Genomic DNA, 19557 nt, shown 5'->3' with positions numbered 1-19557 from the left:
GTCCCCGGTCCCGATTATTGCGGCGCCCATCCTCATGTCCGTTCTCCAGCATGCCCGAGCGCCGCAGCGGCACGCTGCGCGCGCCATGCCCGCAAGCGCTCACCGGCGCGTTCCATGTACAGATAGATCACCGGGGTGGTGTACAGCGTCACCAGCTGCGACAGCAACAGGCCACCTACAATCGCGATGCCGAGCGGGCGACGCAGTTCCGAGCCGATGCCGGTGCCCAGTGCCAGCGGCAACGCACCCAGCATGGCGGCGGCGGTGGTCATCATGATCGGGCGGAAACGCAGCAGGCAGGCGCGGCGGATCGCCTCGTGCGCGTTGGCGCCTTCGCGGCGGGCGTCGATGGCGAAGTCGATCATCATGATCGCGTTCTTCTTGACGATGCCGATCAGCAGCACGATGCCGACGATGCCGTCCACCGACAGGCTCAGCCCGCACATCATCAATGCCAGCAACGCGCCGACACCGGCTGGCGGCAGGGTGGAGATGATCGTCAGCGGGTGGATGTAACTTTCGTACAGCACGCCCAGCACGATGTAGATCACCACGATCGAGGCCAGCAGCAGCCACACGATATCGGTCTGGCTGCCGGTGAATTCGGCCGCCTTGCCGACGAACTGCGCATGCACCTGGGTCGGGATCTTGAGGTCTTCGCGTGCCTTCTCGATCGCTGCTACCGCCTGCGACAACGAGTGCCCCGGCGCCAGATTGAACGAGATGGTCACCGCCGGCAGCTGTTGCTGGTGGCTCACCACCAACGGCGTGTTGGTGACCTTGGCTTGCGCCAGCGAGGCCAGCGGAATGATGCTGCCGGCGCCGACCACGATGCCGGTGTTCTGGTTACCCACGCCGGTGGCGGTGGACGAGTTGGACGAGGTCACCTGGCCGAAGCTGGTGGCATTGGTGCCGGTCAGTGCGCCGCTGCCGTTGCTGGCCACCGCCAGCTGATTCATCAATGCGGTGCTGCTGCGGAATTCCGGCGCCACTTCCAGCACCACGCGGTACTGATTGAGCTCGGTGAAGATGGTGGAGATCTGGCGCTGGCCGAAGGCATCGTAGAGCGTGTCGTCGATGGTCTGCATCGGCACGCCGAGCATGCTGGCCTTGTCGCGGTCGATGCTCAGCTCCAGCGCGCGGCCCTGGTTGGCCAGGTTGTTGTCCACATCCGCCAGCTCGGGCAGCTTGCGCATCGCCTCGGTCATGCGCCCGGCCCAGGTGGCCAGCTCGGTGCTGTCCACGTCCGAGATCGAATACTGGTATTCGGTGGCGGCCACGCGGGTGTCCAGGGTGACGTCCTGCACCGGCTTGAGGAACAGCGCCACGCCCGGAATGCCGGACACGGCCTTTTGCAGGCGCGGCAGCACCTCGTCCAGGCCGTCGCGGTCGCCGCGCGTCTTCAGCACGATCGACAACTGGCCCTGGTTGAGCGTCGGGTTCATGGTGCCGGCGCCGATGAAGGCGGCCACGCCGGTCACCGCCGGGTCTTTTTGCAGAGCGGCGGCCACCGCCTGGGTGCGCTGCTCCATCTGCGGGAAGGCCACGTTCTGGTCGGCCTGCACCACGCCGGTGATCAGGCCGGTGTCCTGTTCGGGCAGCAGGCCCTTGGGGATCGCCACATACAGCACCACCGTCAATGCCACCGCGCCGATCGCCACCGCCAGGGTCAGCGGCTGGTGCGCCAGCACCCAATCCAGGCTGCGCTCGTACGCGGCCACCGTGCGCGTCCACAGATTGGTCTTGCCGGCCGCCGCTGCGCGTTCGTGCGCGTCTTCGCCTTCGGGGAGGGCGTCTGGCTTGAGCAGGTAGGCGCACATCATCGGCGTCAGCGTCAGCGACACCAGCATCGAGATCACCACTGCAATCGACAACACCCACGCAAACTCATGGAACAGCCGCCCGGTGACGCCCGGCATCAGCAGCAGCGGCAGGAACACCGCCACCAGCGACACCGTCAGCGACAACACGGTGAAGCCGATCTGCTTGGCGCCGATTTCGGCCGCTTCCGGGCCCGTCTTGCCCTGTTCGATGTAGCGCACGATGTTTTCGATCATCACGATCGCATCGTCGACCACGAACCCGGTCGCCACCACCAGCGCCATCAGCGACAGGTTGTCCAGCGACATGCCGGCGAACGCCATCACCCCGAAGGTGCCGGCCAGGGACAGCGGCACTGCCACCGAGGGAATGATGGTGGCCCACAGCCGGCGCAGGAACACGAAGATCACCGCCACCACCAGCGCGATGGTCAGCACCAGGGTGAACTTCACCTCGTGCACCGAGGCGCGGATGGTTTCGGTGCGGTCGGAGAACACCTCCAGATGCACGTCGGCCGGCAACACCGATTGCAGCTGCGGCAGGATGCTGCGGATCTGCTCCACCGTCTGCACGATGTTGGCGCCGGGCTGGCGGCGGATTTCCAGCAGCACCGCCGGCTTGCCATCGGCCCAGGCGGCGAGCTGGTCGTTTTCCACCCCGTCCACCACGTTGGCCACATCGGCCAGCCGCACCGGGCGGCCGTTGGCGAAGCTGATGATGGTCTCGCGGTACTGCGCCGCATCGGTGAGCTGGTCGTTGGTGCCGATGCTGTAGGACTGGGTCTTGCCGTTGAGCGAGCCCTTGGGCGCACTGACATTGGTCTGGGTCAGCGCGCTGCGCAGCGACTCCATGGTCAGGCCCATGTTCGACAGCTGCGCCGGGTTGACCTGGATGCGCACGGCCGGGCGCACATTGCCGGCGATCGACACCAGGCCCACGCCCGGCACCTGCGACAGGCGCTGGGCCAGGATCGCATCGGCGTAGCGGTTGACCTCGCGCAGCGGCAGCGAATCGGAGGTGAGCTTGAGGGTGAGGATGGCCGCATCGGCCGGATTGACCCGGTTGTAGACCGGTTGATACGGCAACGACGAGGGCAGGGTGGCCTGGCGGATCGCCGCCTGCACGTCCTGCGAGGCGATGTCGATGTCGCGCTCCATCGAGAACTGCAGAATGATCGTGGACAGGCCTGCCGACGAGTCGGAGGTCATCATCTGCAAGCCGGAGATCTGCCCGAACTGGCGCTCCAGCGGTGTGGTCACCAGCGAGGCCATGGTGGTCGCGTTGGCGCCGGGGTACTGGGTGGTCACGACCAGGCTGGGCGCGTCGATTTCCGGCAATGCCGACACCGGCAATTGCCGGTAGCCCAGGATGCCCAGCAGCAGGACGCCCGCCATCAACAACGAGGTGGCGATGGGGCGGCGGATGAAGATGGTCGAAAAGCCCACGGGGGAGTCCTTGCTGAAGACGTCAATCGGTGCCGGCGCGCAGGGCGCCGACGCGCACTGGCGGCGGGGTGTCCCGTCGCCAGTGGTCAGGCATTAGCGCGGGCCGCCGCCGCGTCGGCCACCGCCACCGCCGCTGCTCTTCTGCTTGTCCTGCGCCGCCTTGAGCTCGGCTTCGGTGGGCTCGGGCGGGGTTTCGCCCGGCTTGAGCGCGCTGACCTTGCTGCCCGGCTTGAGCCGGAACTGGCCTTCGGTGACCACGCGCTCGCCGGGCTTGAGGCCCTTGGTGACCTGCACATGGCTATCGTCCACTTCTACGCCCTGCACCACGGTGCGCATCTGCGCGGTGTTGTCGTTGCCCACCACGTACACGTAGTCGCCGTCCGGGCCACGTTGCACGGCCTGGGTCGGCACCACGGTGCCGCCGGAGATGGTGCGCAGCTGCAGCCGCACGTTGACGAACTGCCCCGGCCATAACGCGTTGTCGGTGTTGTCGAAGATCGCGCGCGCGCCGAAGGTGCCGCTGTCGGCGGCGATGCGGTTATCGATGACATCCAGCTTGCCGTCGCCGCTGACCACATGCGCATCGCCGCGATCCAGCGCCGCCACGCCCAGCGGCGACGCCGCCTGGCCGCTGCGCACGGCCTGCAGCTCGCGTTCGGGCAGGTTGAAGGACACGTAGATCGGGCGGATCTGGGTCAGGGTGACGATGGTGGAGCTGGCGCTGACGATGTTGCCCACGTCCACCCCGCGGATGCCGGCGATGCCGTCGATCGGCGCGGTGACGCGAGTGAACTGCAACTGCACCTGCGCCGAACGCATCTGCGCATCGTTGGCCGACACCGCCGCCTCGTACTGCGCCACCTGGTTGCGTTGGGTATCCAGGTCTGTGCGCGAGACGTACTGCTTGTAGGCCGGGTCGTTGGAGCGCTGGTAGTTCACCCGCGCCGTCGCCAGCAGCGCCTGGTTCTGTCGCTTGGCCGCCAGCGCCTGGTCGTAGCTGGCCTGCAGCGTGCGCGGGTCGATCTGCGCCAGCAGGTCGCCCTTCTTCACTTCCTGGCCTTCCTTGAAATTCAGGCTCATCAGCTGGCCGCCGACCTGCGGGCTGACCGTGACCGTATTGAGCGCGGTGACCGTGCCCAGCGCGCTGGCGTAGACCGGCACGTCCTGGGTGGTGGCAGCCACCACCGTGACCGGCACCGGGCCGCTGTTTTCGGTGCCATTGCCATCCGGCGCGTCCGCCCGCTTGCCGTGATTGCCCCCGCCCATCATCCGCATTGCGACAAACACCACGACAAGCACCGCTACGACCAGCAGTGTGATCTTCCAAAAACGCGACATGCGACAACTCCTGAGGGCGGGCCGGGCGCCTGGGGCGACCGTGGGGCGGCTTTGCAAAGCATATCGCTGCGTCCGGGCAATTGAGCGTTACTGAAGTAACGGCTCGCCGGGCGAAACGACCGCATGGTTCACGGATGCGTGCAGCGGCAACGCGTCAGCGCCGCTGCGGTTGACCGCCGGGCTGAATCGACCCCCACCGCGCCCGGCGGCCCGTGGCGCCGGCCAACCAGGCGTTCGCCACCGGCCACGCTGCGCTCTGGCGGTGCGGTGCACTACTGTGACGGCCACTGATTGGAGGATTCTCGATGCGCCATTCCCGCCTGCTGACCAGCGCGCTGCTGCTGGCCCTGCCTACGCTTGCCGCCGCACAGGCTGCGCCACGGCCCGAGGTCCAGACCGCCGCCAGCGCGCTGCAGCCCAAGGTGGTGCAGTGGCGCCGCGACTTCCACCAGCACCCGGAGCTGTCCAACCGCGAGGAGCGCACCGCCGCCACCGTGGCCGCGCAGCTGCGTAAGCTCGGCCTCAAGCCGCGTACCGGCATCGCCCATCACGGCGTGGTGGCGATCATCAAGGGCGGCAAGCCCGGCCCCAGGATCGCCCTGCGCGCGGACATGGATGCGCTGCCGGTCACCGAGCAGACCGGGCTGGCCTTCGCCTCCAAGGCGACCGCCGAGTACCGCGGCGAGCAGGTCGGGGTCATGCATGCCTGCGGCCACGACGCCCACACCGCCATCCTGCTCGGCGTGGCCGAAGCGCTGGTGGGCATGCGCGACCAGCTGCCCGGCGAAGTGATGCTGATCTTCCAGCCCTCCGAAGAAGGTGCGCCGGGCAATGAGGAAGGCGGCGCCTCGCTGATGCTCAAGGAGGGCTTGTTTGCCGACTTCAAGCCGCAGGCGGTATTCGGCCTGCATGTGTTCTCCAGCGTGCAGGCCGGCAAGATCGCGGTGCGCAGCGGCCCGCTGATGGCGGCCTCTGACCGCTTTGCGATCAAGATGATCGGCCGCCAGACCCACGGCTCGGCGCCGTGGAACGGCATCGACCCGATCGTGGCCAGCGCCGACATGATTTCCACCGCGCAGACGGTGATCAGCCGCCGCGCCAACCTGTCCAAGCAGCCGGCGGTGCTGAGCTTCGGCGCGATCAAGGGCGGCATCCGCTACAACATCATTCCCGACGATGTGGAAATGGTCGGCACCATCCGCACCTTCGACGAAGGCATGCGCCAGCAGATCTTCGCCGACCTCAAGACCGTGGCCGAGCACACCGCCGCCGCACACGGCGCCAAGGTGGATGCGAAGGTGCCCGACCAGGACGGCAACCCGGCCACGGTCAACGACCCGGCCCTGACCGCCAGGATGCTGCCCAGCCTGCAGGCCGTGGTGGGCGCCGACAACGTCTACGAGCCGCCGCTGCAGATGGGCGCCGAAGACTTCTCGTTCTACGCCCAGCAGGTGCCGTCGATGTTCTTCTTCGTCGGTTCCACCGCCAAGGGGATCGACCCGGCCACCGCGCCCAGCAACCATTCGCCGCAGTTCCTGCTGGACGAGTCCTCGCTGGACGTGGGCCTGCGCGCGCTGTTGCAGGTGTCGCTGGATTATCTGCATCAAGGTGAGACAGGCTGAATCGGGAATCGGGAATCGGGAATCGCGTGCAGTTGCACGATTCCCGCTGACCGTCGCCAATCAGGTGGGTCGGCGGGCTGCTTGAAGACCCGCTGCTGCTGTTGCCAGCTCGGTGCTCCAGCGTTCGCCATATAGCTCACGGCCAGTCGGCTCGGCCTAAAATGGCGCGATGAATACCCCAGAAGAGTCCACCCTCGGTCGTGAGGTCGCTTACCCCAGCGGCTACGACCCGTCGCTGCTGTTTCCGATTCCGCGCGCGGCCGGTCGCGAGGCGATCGGCCTGACCGGCGCCTTGCCCTTTATCGGCCGCGATCGCTGGCACGCCTACGAGCTGAGCTGGCTGGATGCACAGGGCAAGCCGTGCGTGGCCACGGCCACCTTGCATGTGCCCTTCGATTCGCCGTCGTTGATCGAATCCAAATCGTTCAAGCTGTATCTCAACTCGCTCAATGCCACGCGCTTCAACAGTGCCGAAGCGGTGCGCACGCGCATCGTCACCGACCTGTCCACGCGCGCCGGCGCCGATGTATCGGTGGAATTCGGTTTGCCGCCGATCGATGCGGTGGGCGAAGGCGAGTCGATCGATACCCTGGATGTCAGCATCGACGATTACGGCCCGCCCAATGCGGCGTATCTGCGTGCGCAGACAGCGGCGGCAGTGGAAGAAGTGCTGACCTCGGCATTGCTCAAATCCAATTGCCCGGTGACCGGCCAACCGGATTGGGCCAGCGTCACGCTGCGCTATCGGGGCGCGCCGATCGACCGCGAAGGCCTGCTGCGCTATCTGGTGAGTTTCCGCGACCACGCCGAGTTTCATGAGCAATGCGTGGAGCGCATTTTCAATGACGTGCTGACCCGTTGCGCCCCTGAGTGGCTGGTGGTCGAGGCGCGCTACACCCGCCGTGGCGGGCTGGACATCAATCCGCTACGCAGCTCCCCCAGCGTGCCCACGCCGCTGTCGATCTTCCGCGATTTGCGTCAGTAAGTCGCTGCGCGACAGGATCGCGCCAGCTTCACGGTGGCGCGATCCATGCTTAACAGCGCTCCGCGCACCCTGCAGTCCTCGTGATGCACGAAGGATTGCAGCAATGAGTACCGATAAAAAAGCAGATTTCTCCAACGTGGCGTCGTCGGTCGATAGCACCGCCGACGTGACGCCTGCTCCGGATTTTTCCAACGTGCGCACCAGCGTGCAGAGCACCGCAGAGCTGGTCGAGGAATCAGTCACTGTGCAGGCAGGCGACAGTCTGTCCAGCATCGCCAAACGTCACTTGGGTGATGGCGCATTGTGGCCGCGCATTTTCGAAGCCAACCGCGAAACGCTCAAGGATCCGGACAAAATTTTTCCGGGCCAGGTCCTGCGTTTGCCGCACAAGGCGTAGCTGCCTAGGCGATCGTCACTGCACTGCGAGGTACACGGTGCGATGTGTGTGCGTCTTGCAAAAACATTCCAGAAACAACGATCTTTTCGATCATCGGAGATTGATCCATGCGTACCAAATCCGTTTCAAGCACGCTCGTGATTGCGCTTGCCGGCGTGCTCGCATTGTCCGGTTGCAAGAAGGACGAAGACGCCAGCGTTTCGAAGGATCCCACCTCCGGTGCTGCCACTGAGGCGATGCCGGGTCCGGCCGCCACGCCGCCGGCCAGCGACCAAGCCGGGCAGAGCACCGCGACCGGCGCCGCCAGCACCGACACCGCAGCCGCGATGGGTTCTGCGGTGAAGGTCTCCAGCGTCGTAGTCGGGACCAAGGCCGCCGCCGACAAGACGGTGACACCGTCCCCCACCATCGGCTCCAAGGACACCATCATTGTGTCGGTCAAGACCGATGGCAGCGCGAGCAACGTAGCGGTCTCGGCCAAGCTCACCTATCAGGACGGCCAAGTGGCCGGCGAGCAAAACGCCACGCTGACCACCACGGGTGCAGAAACCACCAACCTCAGCTTCAGCAAATCCGATGGCTGGCCCGCCGGTACTTACACCGCGCAGGTTATGGTCGACGGTAAACCGGCAGGTAACCCGCAGACCATTACGGTCAAATAATTGCCTTGATTGGCAGCCACCTGTGGCGACGGCTCTCTACGTGAGCACCGTCATGTCTGCCACTGGCAACCTCGGGCTGCATCAAGTTGCAACAAAAGGCGCGGTCGCATGATCGCGCCTTTCTGCTATGCGTTGGTTCGGCAATGGATTCGTTACAGCTGCATCCATGTCGATTGGCCGTGTGGCGGGATGAAGCGTCCGCCTGTGGTCGCTTTACCCGGGCGCGGCTCAGACGCGACAATGCCGTGCTGATCCAATGCCGCGTCCGCCGCGCTGGCCGATCGGCGTGCCGCTAGCGACTCCCGTCGCGCACGCCAACGTCAACGTCGCCGGGCATCGGCGCTCCTCCCGACCACAAGAGCCATCGCACCTCATGTCGAAGACACCGAAGATCCTCTACACGCTCACCGACGAAGCTCCCTTCCTGGCCACGCAGTCGCTGCTGCCGATCATCGATGCCTACACCGATACCGCCGGGATCGTGGTCGAAACGCGCGATATCTCGCTCGCCGGCCGCATTCTGTCGTTGTTCCCCGAGAGCCTGACCGACGCGCAGAAGATCGCCGACGACCTCGCAGAACTGGGCGAACTGGCCACCACGCCGGAAGCCAACATCATCAAGCTGCCCAACATCAGCGCCTCGGTGCCGCAGCTCAAGGCCGCGATCGCCGAACTGCAGAGCCAGGGTTATGCGTTGCCGGCGTATCCGGACGAGCCCAAGGACGCCGCGGAAAAAGACATCAAGGCGCGCTACGACAAGGTCAAGGGCAGTGCGGTGAATCCGGTGCTGCGCGAAGGCAATTCCGATCGCCGCGCACCGCTGTCGGTCAAGAACTACGCACGCAAGCATCCGCACCGCATGGGCAAGTGGAGCAGCGACTCCAGGTCGCACGTGGCGCACATGGACGACGGCGATTTCTTCGGCAGCGAACAGTCCACCACGCTGGCCGAGGCCGGCACGCTGAAGATCGAATTCGTCGCTGCCGATGGCAGCAGCAGCGTGCTCAAGGACAAGGTTGCAGTGAAGGCCGGCGAGATCGTCGATGCCGCAGTGCTGAGCAAGCGTGCGCTGGCCAGCTTCATCGATGCGCAGATCGCCGATGCCAAGGCCAAGGATGTGCTGTTCTCGGTGCATCTGAAAGCCACCATGATGAAGGTCTCCGACCCGGTGCTGTTCGGCGTGGTGGTCGGCGAGTTCTACAAGGACACGCTGAGCAAGCACGCCGAGGTGCTCAAGTCGGTCGGCTTCGATCCCAACAACGGTATCGGCGATCTGTACGCACGCATCGGCACGTTGCCGGACGCGCAGCAGGCGCAGATCAAGGCCGATATCCAGGCCGAATACGCGCAGCGCCCGGGGCTAGCGATGGTCAATTCGGACAAGGGCATCACCAGCCTGCATGTACCCAGCGACGTCATCGTCGACGCCTCGATGCCGGCGATGATTCGCGACTCCGGCCAGATGTGGAATGCGCAAGGCAAGCTGCAAGACACCAAGGCGGTGATTCCGGACCGTTGCTATGCCGGCGTGTATCAAGCGGTGATCGACGACTGCCGCACGCATGGCGCTTTCGACCCGTCCACCATGGGCTCGGTGCCCAACGTCGGCCTGATGGCGCAGAAGGCCGAAGAATACGGCTCGCACGACAAGACTTTCCAGCTGTCGGCTGCCGGTACCGTCAAGGTCACCGATGCCAATGGCAACACCGTGTTCGAGCATGCGGTGGAAGCCGGCGATTTGTGGCGCATGTGCCAGGTCAAGGACGCGCCGATCCAGGACTGGGTGAAGCTGGCGGTCGAGCGTGCACGCCTGAGCGATACCCCGGCCGTATTCTGGCTGGACAAGGCGCGCGCGCACGACGCGCAGGTCATCGCCAAGGTCGAGACATACCTCAAGGATCACGACACCAACGGCCTGGATATCCGCATCCTGCCGCCGGTGGAAGCCACCACGTTCTCGCTGGAGCGCATCCGCAAGGGCCAGGACACCATCTCTGTCACCGGCAACGTGCTGCGCGATTACCTCACCGACCTGTTCCCCATCATGGAGCTGGGCACCAGCGCCAAGATGCTCTCCATCGTGCCGCTGATGGCCGGTGGCGGCCTGTTCGAAACCGGTGCAGGCGGTTCGGCGCCCAAGCACGTGCAGCAGTTCGTCGAAGAGAACTGCCTGCGCTGGGATTCGCTGGGCGAATTCCTGGCGCTGGCCGCGTCGCTGGAACATCTGGGCAACCGCTACAACAATCCGTCGGCCACCGTGCTGGCCAAGGCGCTGGACGTGGCCAACGGCCAGTTCCTGGACAACAACAAGTCGCCGGCGCGCAAGGTGGGCGAGCTCGACAACCGCGGCAGCCATTTCTATCTGGCGATGTATTGGGCGCAGGCCCTGGCCGCGCAAACCGAAGACACCGCATTGCAGGCCAAGTTCGCACCGCTGGCCAAGGCGCTGACCGAGAACGAAGCCACCATCGTGGCCGAGCTCAACGGCGCACAGGGCAGGCCGGTGGAGATCGGTGGTTACTACCACCCGGACCTGGCCAAGGTCAGCGAGGCGATGCGTCCGAGCAAGACCTTCAATGACGTGCTGACCACGTTGAAGGCCTGATCCCCGCGCACCGCATGGCGGTGCGTGCAATCAGTGCGATATGCAGGGCCCGCCTCGTTGACAGGCGGGCCTTGTCGTTTCAGCGAAAGGGCGACAGCGCGGTCATTGCCCGCACCAGGCGGCGTGCACGCCGCGCCATGCGTTTCTCGGCATGCCGTTGTCGCGCAGCCTCGCTCGCGACCGGCGCGCTCTGCGCGGTCTGCTTTGCCGGTTCGGTTGTGGCGTCCGTTGCCACCTCCCTCGCGATCTCGGGTTCTGCCAACTGCTTTGCAAGCGCCACGTCGGCAATGTGCCCGTGCTGGAACAGCAACTCGGTAAAGATGCGCATGATCCTGCTCCCACTTGAGTGGAAGCCACAGTAGGCGCAGGCTGAGTCATGCAAAAGCGAGGCTTTTGCAAGTCTGCGTTGAATTCCATTCAAGGGTGAGCCATGTCGCGTCCGCCGCTTCACGCATTGCAGGGCTTCGTCAGTGCGGTGCGTCTGGGCAATCTGTCGCGCGCTGCCGCGTCGATGCATCTGACCGTCAGCGCGCTCAGTCACCAGGTGCGTGCGCTCGAACAGCGCCTGGGCTATCGGTTGCTGCAACGGCACGCGCGTGGCGTCAGCGCCACTGCGCAGGGGCAGCAATTGCTCGATCGCATTGCACCGCATCTGGATGCGATTGCCGAGGCGTTCCAGCCGTTCGCCGCGCGCCGCGAGGACACGCTCACTCTGAGCATTACTCCGTCGATGGCCTCGGCGTGGCTGGTGCCGCGCCTGAGCGATTTTCTGGCGGCCCATCCCACCATCGAGATCAATCTGTTTTCCAGCGAGCGACTGGTGGATTTCGAGCGCCAGCCGGACGTGGATGCAGCCATGCGCATCGGCGCCGGGCAATGGCCGGGCGTAATCGCCGAACCGTTGTTCGACGAATGGCTGGTGCCGATGGCCAGCCCGGCGCTGATCGCGCGCATGGGCGGCATCGATGCGCAGCCGCTGCAGCAATGGCCGCTGCTGGGCGACCCGGATGGCGACTGGCCGCGCTGGTTTACAACCTTCGGTGGCGAGCCGCCGCGTCGCTATGCCGCCGTGCTCGACGACTCCGAGTCCCATCACCGCGCGGCGCTGGATGGCGTCGGTGTGGCGATGGGGCGGGTGACGCGCGCACGCCTGTTGCTGGCATCCGGCCAACTGGTGGCGCTGTCCGCGCAACGGCTCAAGACCAGCTGGTCGCATTACCTGGTGTACCCGCCACGGTCGGCCGCACACACCGGCTTTCTCGCGTTTCGCGCATGGCTGCAAACACAGGCGCGCGAACATGCCGCGCACGCGCAGCAGGCAGCGGTCGCCCCGCATGCTGCGCTGCCCACCCCGCGTCGCCGCAAGCGCTGAGTACACTGCCGCCATGAGCCAGCTCCCGTTACCGCCGCAATCCGAACGCCGCGCGCTGGCGATCGCGCACGCCGTGTACGAAGCGTTCGAGGATTACCACGCACGGTTTTCAGAGATCACCGCACGTGCCAAGCAGCGCTTCGAAACGCGCGACTGGAGCGCTGCGCGCGATGACGCCGTCGCACGTATCGCGCTCTACGATCAGTACATCACCGAATGCATGCTGCGCCTGCGCGCCGTGCTGCTGGGGCAGGCGCACGACCGCGCGTTGTGGATGCGCGCACGCGGTCATTACGCCGCGTTGCTGGCCGGGTTGATCGATCAGGAGTTGTACAAGACCTTCTACAACACGCTGACGCGGCGTTACTTCGGCACCCATGGCGTGGATGCCGATATCGAATTCATCGCGCTGGATATTGAGCCCACCGATGCCATCACCGTGCCGGTCGCACGGCATACCTACGCCGTGTCGCCGGGCCGGCTGACCGACATGCTGGTGCGCGTGCTGGGCGATTACGCATTCGCCGTGCCGTATGCGCACCGCACCCGCTGCGCGGCGGCCATTGCGGTGCGTCTGCTCGACGATCTGGCGCATTGGGGCGAGCACCCGGTGCGCAGCGTCGAACTGCTGGAAACGGTGTTCTATCGCGAACGTCGTGCGTATCTGGTCGGGCGTGTGTTCGGCGAGCATCGGTTTTCGCCGTGCGTCATCGCGCTGATCAACGACGGTGCCGGCTTGCGCGCCGAAGCGGTGCTGACCAAGCGCAGCGATGTCGCACAACTGTTCAGTAACTCGCGCAGTTATTTTCAGGCCGATTTGTCCACGGTCGGCGATGCGGTGGTATTTCTGCGCAGCCTGCTGACCCACAAGCCGGTCGACGAGCTCTACACCATGCTGGGCCGCGCCAAGCAAGGCAAGACCGAGCGCTATCGCACGTTTTTCAGCCATTTTCAGGCGCAGCCGTCCGAGCAGCTGGTGCATGCCGATGGCACGCCCGGCATGGTCATGGTGGTGTTTACGCTGCCCAGTTATCCGCTGGTGTTCAAGCTCATTCGCGACCGTTTCGCCTATCCCAAGACCATGAGCCGCGCGCAGGTCGAAGGGAAATACGAATTGGTCTTCCAGCTCGATCGCATCGGCCGCCTGCTCGACGCGCAGCCGTACCGATTTCTGCGCTTTCCCAAGGCGCGCTTCTCGCCAGCACTGCTGGAAGAACTGCAGACCAGCTGCGCGATGAGCCTGAGCGAAGACGGCGACGATGTGCTGATTGCGCTGTGCTACGTCCAACGGCGCCTGCGCCCGCTCAATCTGTACCTGCGCGAGCAACTGCCCGAGGCCGCGCATGCCGCCGCGCTGGACTATGGCCAGGCGATCAAGGACATGGCGCGCAACAACATCTTTCCCGGCGACATGCTGCTAAAGAACTTCGGGATCACCCGCCATCAGCGCGCGGTGTTCTACGACTACGACGAGCTGTGCCTGATCACCGACTGCACCTTTCGCGACTGGCCCACGCCCACCACCTACGAAGAACAACTCGCCGCCGAACCCTGGTTCCATGTCGGCCCGCGCGATGTGTTTCCCGAACGCTTCGCCTTGTTCATGGGCTTGCCGGCCTCGCAACTGGAGGCGGTCAAACACATCCACCCGGAACTGTTCGACCCGCAGTGGTGGCGCGACCTGCAAGCCCGGCTGCGCGAAGACGATTATCCGGACACGCCGCCGTATGCGGAGTCGCGGCGGCTTGCCTAGACCGTTTCGTTTACAGCGGCAGGCTGGTAAAACGTGCGATCAACCAATGGAGTAAGACAATGCAGTGGAAGCAACGTATGGGTCTGGGCATGCTCTTTTCGCTGGCAGCGATGGGCGTGGCGCACGCCAAGCCGGACGCTGCGCGTGCGCAGATCGAAGCGAGCATGAATGTCACCGGCGAGTTGACGCTGACACCCGACGGCACCGTGACCGCGGTGGCGCTCGCCGACGAGGCGCGTTTGCCTGCAGCCGTCCGCGAACGGATCAAGCACTCGGTGGCCGCGTGGCGGTTCGATCCGGTCAAGGACGCCGGCAATGCCTTGCCGGCGCGGCTGCCGATGAGCTTGCTGCTGGTCGCCAAGCCGGCCGATGACAATCAGTACCAGGTGTCGATCCGCAGCGCGCATTTCGGCGGCCAGGCCCCGCAGGGCATCAGCGCACAACCCAACGGTATGGCGCCGCCGCCCTATCCGGTCAATGCCTTCAGGGGCGGCGCCACTGGCGTGGTCTACCTGCTGCTCAAGATCGGACGCGATGGCAAGGTGGAAGATGTGGTTGCCGAACAGGTCAACCTCACCGCACTGGTCCCTGAGTCCAAGCGTGCGCGCTGGCGCAAGGAATTTGCCGACGCCTCCATCGCCAAGGCGCGCAGTTGGACCTTCACTCCGGCCACTGCCGGGTCTGAGCGCAATGCGCCGTTCTGGGAGATGCGCGTGCCGGTGACGTTCGACATCGCAGCGTCCGAGAAGGACCTGGATGCCAAGCAGAAAAAATGGCAGTCGTATCTGCCGGGCCCGCGTCAGACCGCGTCGTGGCGAATGCAGAACGACGCAGCCGCCACGACCGACAGCCCGGACGCGCTGCCGGGATCGGGATTGTTTTCCGTCCGCGGCGAAGGCGTGCGCCTGATCACGCCGCTGCACGAAGGCTGAGACGACTGGCGGTTCCGAATCGATGCGGTGGGTGTCGCGCAGTCGGCCCGCCCTCAGATCAGCCATCCGACAGCCGCTTGCATCACGGACGATCGTCGAGCTCTCGGTCAACAAGGCAGTTGATCGGCAACGACCGCGCGCCAGTTCGAGCGAGCTCGGAAGACCAGGTGTTTTCTCACGCGAACGCCGCCCACAAAAAAGCCCCGCAGTGCGGGGCTTTTTTGTGGCGCTAATCCAGACCGACCTCAGCGCTTCATCGAACTGAAGAACTCGTCGTTGGACTTGGTGGTCTTCATCTTGTCCAGCAGGAATTCCATCGCCGCGATTTCGTCCATCGGATGCAGCAGCTTGCGCAGGATCCAGATCTTCTGCAGCAGCTCCGGCTCGATCAACAGATCTTCGCGACGCGTGCCCGAGCGGTTGATGTCGATCGCAGGGTAGACGCGCTTTTCGGTGATGCGACGGTTCAAATGCACTTCGCTGTTGCCGGTGCCCTTGAACTCTTCGTAGATCACCTCGTCCATCTTGCTGCCGGTCTCGACCAGCGCCGTGGCGATGATGGTCAGCGAGCCGCCTTCTTCCACGTTACGTGCCGCACCGAAGAAACGCTTCGGACGGTGCAGTGCGTTGGCGTCCACACCACCGGTGAGCACCTTGCCGGAGCTGGGCACCACGTTGTTGTAGGCACGTGCCAAGCGGGTGATCGAGTCGAGCAGGATCACCACGTCCTTCTTGTGCTCGACCAGGCGCTTGGCCCGCTCGATCACCATCTCGGCGACCTGCACGTGGCGCGCGGCCGGCTCGTCGAAGGTGGAGGAGATGACTTCGCCGCGCACGGTGCGCTGCATTTCGGTCACTTCTTCCGGGCGCTCGTCGATCAGCAGCACGATCATGTGCACTTCGGGATGATTGCTGGTGATGGCCGTGGCCACCTGCTGCATCATCATCGTCTTACCGGCCTTGGGCGGGGAGACGATCAGCGCACGCTGACCCTTACCCTGCGGCGCCATCAGATCCAGGATGCGGCCGGTGATGTCCTCGGTGGACCCATCGCCACGTTCCAGACGGAAACGGCGACGCGGGAACAGCGGGGTCAGGTTCTCGAACAGCACCTTGTTCTTGCTCGCTTCCAGCGGCTCACCATTGATGGTGTCCACGATCGACAGCGCGAAATAGCGCTCGCCGTCCTTGGGGAAGCGGATGCGGCCGGACAAATGATCGCCGGTGCGCAGATTGAAACGACGGATCTGGCTGGGCGAGATATAGGTATCGTCCGGGCCGGCCAGGTAGCTGGCTTCGGCGGCACGCAGGAAACCGAAGCCGTCGGGCAGGATTTCCAGCACGCCGTCGGCGGCAACGCCTTCGCCATGACGGGTCAGCACCTTGAGCAGGGCGAAGATCACGTCCTGCTTGCGCGCGCGCGCCACGCCTTCCTGGATATTGAGCTGATCGGCGATGTCCAGCAGCTTCTGCGCCGGCATCCGCTTGAGATCGCTCAGCGAATACACCGGGAAGCCTTCCGGCACGGCCGGATGCGGACGCGCGATGAACGGCTCGTTGCTGCCATCGGAAGACGGCATGCCGCCGCTTTCATTGCCGAACCGATCGCGCGGACCGCGGTCGCGGCGGTTGCGGAACCGATCACGGCGGTTGCCCTGCTGGTTCTGCCCTTGACCCTGGCCTTGTTGATTCTGACCAGCGTTCTGGCCCTGGCCCGGTTGCTGGCCTTGACCCTGACCTTGGGTCTGGCCCTGGTTTTGCGCCTGATTCTGGTTCTGCTGTTGCTGCGCCTGATTGAAGCGCTGCTGCTGCGACTGGCCGCCTTCGCGGGCCTCGCCGTAGCTGTCGCCGCCCTGGCTGTTTGCGCTGTTGCCGGGTGAACTACCGGCGCCTGCACCATCGCCGGACGTCTGCGCCGGTGCCGAATCGGCAGCGTGCGACGGTGCCTGCGGGGCGCGTGGAGCGTCGGGTACGGGACTGGCTGGCAAGGGCAGGTTGGGCTGCTGTGCGCCGCCATCGTCATGGGCGACGGTGGTCTTGCTCACGCGCGGCTTGCGCGCGCGCTTCTCGACGGGAGCGTCGACGCTGCTCCCGGTATCGGAGGAAGGATGATCGGACAAGTGCGTGATTCCTCGCTAAGGTGCGAGCGCCCGGCTGGGGGGCGAACTATTGGTAGATGGGAGTCTAGAAGAAGTTTCTAGAGGGGTACGGCGGCGCACGAACGTGTGCCGGACCAACTGACACTATCACCGCGACGCGCAACCGCGCAAGCGTCCGCCGTTGCAGGGTTTAACTACCGGCGAACCGCCGGGCGTCCATCGCTGGACGCCCGCTCACTCAGGCAGCCGCGCCGCCCAGGGTCTTGTCGATCATCTGGGTCAGCTGGCCCTTGCCGACCGCCCCGATCTGACTCGCCTGTACTTCACCGTCCTTGAACAGCAACAGCATCGGGATCGAGCGCACGTGGTACTTGATGGCCAGGGCGCGGTTCTGGTCCACATTGACCTTGGCAACCTTGAGCCTGCCTTGGTATGTATCGGCCAGATCGTCCAGCACCGGTGCGATCATCTTGCACGGGCCACACCACTCGGCCCAGAAATCCACCAGAACCGGTTCGCCGGATTGCAGTACTGCTGTATCGAAGTCGGCATCGCCGACATGTTGAACCTTGTCGCTCACGTTGGGTCTCCTGGAAACCAAACGGCCCACCCGATCGGGCAGGCCGCCACATTGCGTTAAACTGGGGCATTACGCGACTGAATCAAGTGTCAGTCCTGAAGCCGCGCTGTCCGCCACAAGAGCCGCAGTTTGCGACGCTGTCGGCATCGATGCAAGCCGCGCCCGGGCTGCCCAGGGCGCCTCACGAAGACGGAATAATGAGCGACAAACCGCTGACCGATTTGACTTTTTCCTCGTTCGACCTGCAGCCGGCGTTGGTTGCCGGGCTGGAGGGCGCCGGGTTTACCCGCTGTACCCCGATCCAGGCGCTGACCCTGCCGGTGGCGTTGCCGGGCGGCGATGTCGCCGGCCAGGCCCAGACCGGTACCGGCAAGACGCTGGCGTTTTTGGTGACGGTGATGAACCGCCTGCTGATCCGCCCGGCGCTGGCCGACCGCAAGCCGGAAGACCCGCGCGCGCTGATCCTGGCGCCCACCCGCGAGCTGGCGATCCAGATCCACAAGGACGCGGTCAAGTTCGGCGCCGACCTGGGCCTGCGCTTTGCGCTGGTCTACGGCGGGGTGGACTACGACAAGCAGCGCGAGCTGCTGCAGCAGGGCGTGGACGTGATCATCGCCACCCCGGGCCGGCTGATCGACTACGTCAAGCAGCACAAGGTGGTTTCGCTGCATGCCTGCGAGATCTGCGTGCTGGACGAAGCCGACCGCATGTTCGACCTGGGTTTCATCAAGGACATCCGCTTCCTGCTGCGGCGCATGCCCGAGCGCGGTACCCGGCAGACGCTGCTGTTCTCGGCCACGCTGAGCCACCGCGTGCTGGAGCTGGCCTACGAGCACATGAACGAGCCGGAAAAGCTCGTGGTCGAAACCGAGACCATCACCGCCGCACGCGTGCGCCAGCGCATCTATTTCCCGTCCGACGAAGAGAAGCAGACGCTGCTGTTGGGCCTGCTGTCGCGCAGCGAAGGCGCGCGGACCATGGTGTTCGTCAATACCAAGGCGTTCGTCGAGCGCGTGGCGCGCACCCTGGAGCGCAACGGTTACCGGGTCGGTGTGCTGTCCGGCGACGTGCCGCAGAAAAAGCGCGAATCGCTGCTCAACCGCTTCCAGAAGGGCCAGCTCGAAATCCTGGTCGCCACCGACGTGGCCGCGCGCGGCCTGCATATCGACGGGGTCAAGTACGTCTACAACTACGACCTGCCGTTCGACGCCGAAGATTACGTGCACCGCATCGGCCGTACCGCGCGCCTGGGCGAAGAGGGCGATGCGATCAGCTTCGCCTGCGAGCGCTACGCGATGAGCCTGCCGGACATCGAGGCTTACATCGATCAGAAGATCCCGGTCGAGCCGGTGACCACCGAGCTGCTGACGCCGTTGCCGCGCACGCCGCGCGTGGCGGTGGAAGGCGAAGAGGTCGACGACGACGCTGGCGACAGCGTGGGCACCATCTTCCGCGAAGCGCGCGAGCAGCGTGCGGCCGAAGAACAGCGCCGCGGTGGCGGTCGCAGCGGTCCGGGCGGCGCATCGCGCAGTAGCAGTGGCAGTGGCGGCGGTCGTCGCGACGGTGGCAGTGCCGACGGCAAGCCGCGTCCGCGTCGCAAGCCGCGCGTCGAGGGCGAGGCTCCGGTTGCTGCCGTTGCAGCGGCTGCATCGGTTGCCCCGGTGGTTGCCGACGCCGCTGCCGTTGCGCCGTCCATCGACGTCGAGGGCGAGCGCGCACCGCGCAAGCGTCGTCGCCGTCGCAACGGCCGTCCGGTCGAGGGCGCCGAGCCGGTCGCATCCACGCCGGTGCCCGCACCCGCTGCGCCGCGCAAGCCGACCCAGGTGGTCGCCAAGCCAGTGCGTGCCGCCGCCAAGCCGGGCGGCAGCCCGTCGCTGCTGAGCAGAATCGGCCGCCGTCTGCGTTCGTTGGTCTCGGGCAACTGACCACTGGCGGCATCAATCGCA

Annotated in this window: 14 protein-coding genes; 9 read left to right on the top strand and 5 right to left on the bottom strand. The window is 65.4% G+C overall.

Annotated features, from left to right (window positions below):
- Positions 1 to 32: 32 nt before the first annotated feature.
- Together XdyCFBP7245_RS11330 and XdyCFBP7245_RS11325 are read right to left on the bottom strand one after the other, a co-directional pair.
- A complete protein-coding gene (locus XdyCFBP7245_RS11330; protein ID WP_104615737.1) occupies positions 33 to 3266 on the bottom strand; it encodes an efflux RND transporter permease subunit in 3234 nt (1077 codons plus the stop codon).
- Between the two features lie 93 nt (positions 3267 to 3359).
- The gene (locus tag XdyCFBP7245_RS11325; protein WP_104615736.1) at positions 3360 to 4604 is read right to left on the bottom strand and encodes an efflux RND transporter periplasmic adaptor subunit; all 1245 of its coding nucleotides are present in this window, start codon (positions 4602 to 4604) and stop codon (positions 3360 to 3362) included.
- A gap of 305 nt (positions 4605 to 4909) precedes the next feature.
- On the opposite strand from XdyCFBP7245_RS11325, the gene XdyCFBP7245_RS11320 reads away from it, so the two are divergent.
- The 5 genes from XdyCFBP7245_RS11320 to XdyCFBP7245_RS11300 all read left to right on the top strand — a co-directional run bounded on the left by XdyCFBP7245_RS11320 (position 4910) and on the right by XdyCFBP7245_RS11300 (position 10875).
- Complete coding sequence (locus XdyCFBP7245_RS11320) at positions 4910 to 6226, top strand: M20 family metallopeptidase (RefSeq protein ID WP_104615735.1); 1317 nt, start codon at positions 4910 to 4912, stop codon at positions 6224 to 6226.
- A gap of 169 nt (positions 6227 to 6395) precedes the next feature.
- Positions 6396 to 7211 carry an NADPH-dependent 7-cyano-7-deazaguanine reductase QueF gene (gene queF / locus XdyCFBP7245_RS11315; RefSeq protein WP_104615734.1) on the top strand — a complete coding sequence of 272 codons (816 nt, stop codon included), beginning with the start codon at positions 6396 to 6398 and terminating at the stop codon, positions 7209 to 7211.
- Positions 7212 to 7314: 103 nt separating this feature from the next.
- Positions 7315 to 7608 carry a LysM peptidoglycan-binding domain-containing protein gene (locus XdyCFBP7245_RS11310; protein ID WP_104615733.1) on the top strand — a complete coding sequence of 98 codons (294 nt, stop codon included), beginning with the start codon at positions 7315 to 7317 and terminating at the stop codon, positions 7606 to 7608.
- A gap of 107 nt (positions 7609 to 7715) precedes the next feature.
- Positions 7716 to 8270 carry a hypothetical protein gene (locus XdyCFBP7245_RS11305; protein ID WP_104615732.1) on the top strand — a complete coding sequence of 185 codons (555 nt, stop codon included), beginning with the start codon at positions 7716 to 7718 and terminating at the stop codon, positions 8268 to 8270.
- Positions 8271 to 8643: 373 nt separating this feature from the next.
- Positions 8644 to 10875 (top strand): NADP-dependent isocitrate dehydrogenase, encoded by a 2232-nt coding sequence (locus XdyCFBP7245_RS11300; protein WP_104615731.1) that lies wholly within the window; start codon positions 8644 to 8646, stop codon positions 10873 to 10875.
- A gap of 79 nt (positions 10876 to 10954) precedes the next feature.
- Here the strand turns inward: XdyCFBP7245_RS11300 and XdyCFBP7245_RS11295 are convergent, their stop codons facing one another.
- A complete protein-coding gene (locus tag XdyCFBP7245_RS11295) occupies positions 10955 to 11203 on the bottom strand; it encodes a hypothetical protein (protein WP_104615730.1) in 249 nt (82 codons plus the stop codon).
- 102 nt (positions 11204 to 11305) lie between these two features.
- Here XdyCFBP7245_RS11295 and XdyCFBP7245_RS11290 point away from each other — a divergent pair, with 102 nt between their 5' ends.
- Genes XdyCFBP7245_RS11290 through XdyCFBP7245_RS11280 form a run of 3 tightly spaced genes read left to right on the top strand, consistent with a single transcriptional unit; the run spans position 11306 to position 14932 of the window.
- Positions 11306 to 12247 (top strand): LysR substrate-binding domain-containing protein, encoded by a 942-nt coding sequence (locus XdyCFBP7245_RS11290; RefSeq protein WP_104615729.1) that lies wholly within the window; start codon positions 11306 to 11308, stop codon positions 12245 to 12247.
- Between the two features lie 13 nt (positions 12248 to 12260).
- Positions 12261 to 14000 carry a bifunctional isocitrate dehydrogenase kinase/phosphatase gene (aceK, locus tag XdyCFBP7245_RS11285; protein WP_104615773.1) on the top strand — a complete coding sequence of 580 codons (1740 nt, stop codon included), beginning with the start codon at positions 12261 to 12263 and terminating at the stop codon, positions 13998 to 14000.
- Between the two features lie 59 nt (positions 14001 to 14059).
- Positions 14060 to 14932 (top strand): energy transducer TonB, encoded by an 873-nt coding sequence (locus tag XdyCFBP7245_RS11280; protein WP_104615728.1) that lies wholly within the window; start codon positions 14060 to 14062, stop codon positions 14930 to 14932.
- A 245-nt stretch (positions 14933 to 15177) separates the two neighbouring features.
- On the opposite strand, the gene rho is transcribed toward XdyCFBP7245_RS11280, so the two are convergent.
- Both rho and trxA read right to left on the bottom strand, forming a co-directional pair.
- A complete protein-coding gene (rho, locus tag XdyCFBP7245_RS11275; RefSeq protein WP_104615727.1) occupies positions 15178 to 17052 on the bottom strand; it encodes a transcription termination factor Rho in 1875 nt (624 codons plus the stop codon).
- Positions 17053 to 17269: 217 nt separating this feature from the next.
- Positions 17270 to 17611 carry a thioredoxin TrxA gene (gene trxA / locus XdyCFBP7245_RS11270; protein WP_005987953.1) on the bottom strand — a complete coding sequence of 114 codons (342 nt, stop codon included), beginning with the start codon at positions 17609 to 17611 and terminating at the stop codon, positions 17270 to 17272.
- 197 nt (positions 17612 to 17808) lie between these two features.
- Here trxA and rhlB point away from each other — a divergent pair, with 197 nt between their 5' ends.
- Entirely contained in the window at positions 17809 to 19536 is a 1728-nt protein-coding gene (rhlB, locus tag XdyCFBP7245_RS11265; RefSeq protein WP_104615726.1) for an ATP-dependent RNA helicase RhlB, read from the top strand.
- The last annotated feature ends 21 nt before the right edge of the window (positions 19537 to 19557 follow it).

It is taken from the genome of Xanthomonas dyei, assembly GCF_002939865.1.
In the GTDB taxonomy this organism is placed as follows: Bacteria; Pseudomonadota; Gammaproteobacteria; order Xanthomonadales; family Xanthomonadaceae; genus Xanthomonas; species Xanthomonas dyei.
The sequence above is the reverse complement of the archived record's forward strand: the minus strand, read 5'-3'. Positions and strand labels throughout refer to the sequence as shown.